The organism is Flavobacterium sp. UBA4854 (genome assembly GCF_002399805.1).
GTDB classification, from domain to species: Bacteria; Bacteroidota; Bacteroidia; order Flavobacteriales; family Flavobacteriaceae; genus Flavobacterium; species Flavobacterium ginsengisoli.
This window is the reverse complement of the sequence record NZ_DHEI01000021.1, coordinates 58,620-60,541: the sequence shown is the minus strand read 5'-3', so window position 1 is coordinate 60,541 and position 1,922 is coordinate 58,620. Positions and strand designations below refer to the sequence as shown.

Here is a 1,922-nt window from a genome sequence, read left to right as displayed (position 1 = left end):
GCGTTTCTTTCACATGCAACTCCATCTAATTGTACTATTAAATAGATTGCTCGGCATTACTCTTTTAACTATAATCTATTTTGTTTATTTGCAACTTGTTATTTATAAAATACAGAAAAAAAGTAAAATAAAGCGAAAACCGCCCCAAGACAGCAGGCGGTTTAAGGCTGTTATTAAAATCATACTAATTCTGCAAAATCAGATTTTGAGTGACACCATCCAAACAGTCAACCTTTATCAAGTATATTCCAGACGTTGCACCCGTAATATTGAATTCGAAATTTTGGACTTCTTCCGAGAAAACTATATTTCGCTTTTGTAAAACCGCACCATTCAGATTAAAAATATAAACAGTCGCTTTTGCTGATTTTGGACGTTTAATTTGAATTGAAAACAAGCCTGAAGTTGGATTGGGATAAACAACCATTTCATTTTGAACAATTGAAACTTCATTGCCAACTAAAGATACTGGTTTATTACTTAGGGAGTTTTTTTGTAATATTATACTATTTTGATCCACCTTTTGTACTGTTAAGAGTTCCGTTGCAAGGTTAACTGTAATGTTATAAACACCTGCTTCCGCAATATTCCACTTTGTATCAGTCCCGTCAACACGGTATCGCGCAGCAGTAAGAAAGTCAGCATTAACAGCGTCAGAATACAGCCAGTTCCCATCCTCCCAATTATTGGAAATAAAATCTGTTCCCAATTTTGCATGAATTTTGATCTCACCTGCGTTTAATGCACCTGTAAAAGTCCATATATTCGAGTCTGGTGCCGTTCTGGCCAAGTCAGTAGTAATATCACCTTCAGGTCTGATCCAAGTCCCTGATGGGGAACCGGGACCAACTAAAGTAAGATGATCATAATCCAACCTCTTCACTGATAAGCGTCCCTTTGTCAGATCGACTGTAATTTTATACAGTCCGGCTTGCGCAACATTCCATTTATAATCGTTGCTGCTGTCAATTATGTACTCTGCAGCAGTTCTGAAATCAGCATTATTGCTTTTCGCCTGAAGCCAAGAACCGTCAAGCCAGTTGTCGGCTATAAAATCCGATCCGATTTTTGCATGAATTTTAACCTGGCCTACCTTCAACATCCCTGTAAAAGTCCAGATGTTCGAATTAGGACACGTTTGTATAAAGTCGGTGTTTATATCTCCTTCTGGTTTGTTCCAGCTTCCAATTGGAGATCCGGGTCCTGATAAAGTCATATAATCAAAATATCTTCTCTGTACGGCTATCTTGTTTGCATTAAGATCAACAGTTACTATATAGTACCCAGATTCTTCAATATTCCATTTAAAATCATTGCTGTCATCAATAAGGTATTCTGTCTGAGTTAGAAAATCGGCATTTGCCGATTTTGCCTGAAGCCAGGATCCGTCAAGCCAGTTGCCTGCAATAAAATCAGATCCTAATTTTACATGGATCTTAATCTCTCCAGCATTTAAATTCCCCTTAAAAAGCCAGATGTTTGAATTTGGGGCAGTTTCTGCAAAATCTGTGCTTGAATCTCCTTCGGGCGTGGCCCAATTTCCAATAGAGGATCCCGGGCCTACAAGGGTCATGTAATCATAGTCTATTTTTTTTACATCTAAGCTCTTCTCACGCAAATTTACTTTTATATTATAAAGCCCCGCAGCCGCAACATTCCATTTATTGTCGGCGCCTCCTACCACATATTCATTGGCGGTCAGAAAATTTGCATTACTGTTTTTTGCTTGTAGCCATGAACCGCTAGTCCAGCTGCCTGAAGCAAAACCGCCTGCTTTCGCATGGATTTTAATCTCCCCCAAGTTTAAATATCCTGTAAATGTCCAAACGTCAGAGCCAAAGGCACTTTCTTTAAAATCGGTTGCACCAGTACCTTCGGGTTTCGTCCAACTGCCTGTTGGTGATGCTGGACCGACTAAAGTG

Annotated in this window: 1 protein-coding gene; it reads right to left on the bottom strand. The window is 39.1% G+C overall.

Translation table 11 applies throughout. The annotated features are described in order from the left end of the window. Window positions 1–184: 184 nt before the first annotated feature. Window positions 185–1,922: T9SS type A sorting domain-containing protein (locus B3J44_RS02480; RefSeq protein ID WP_286965545.1), on the bottom strand; the 1,738-nt coding region annotated here is incomplete at its 5' end.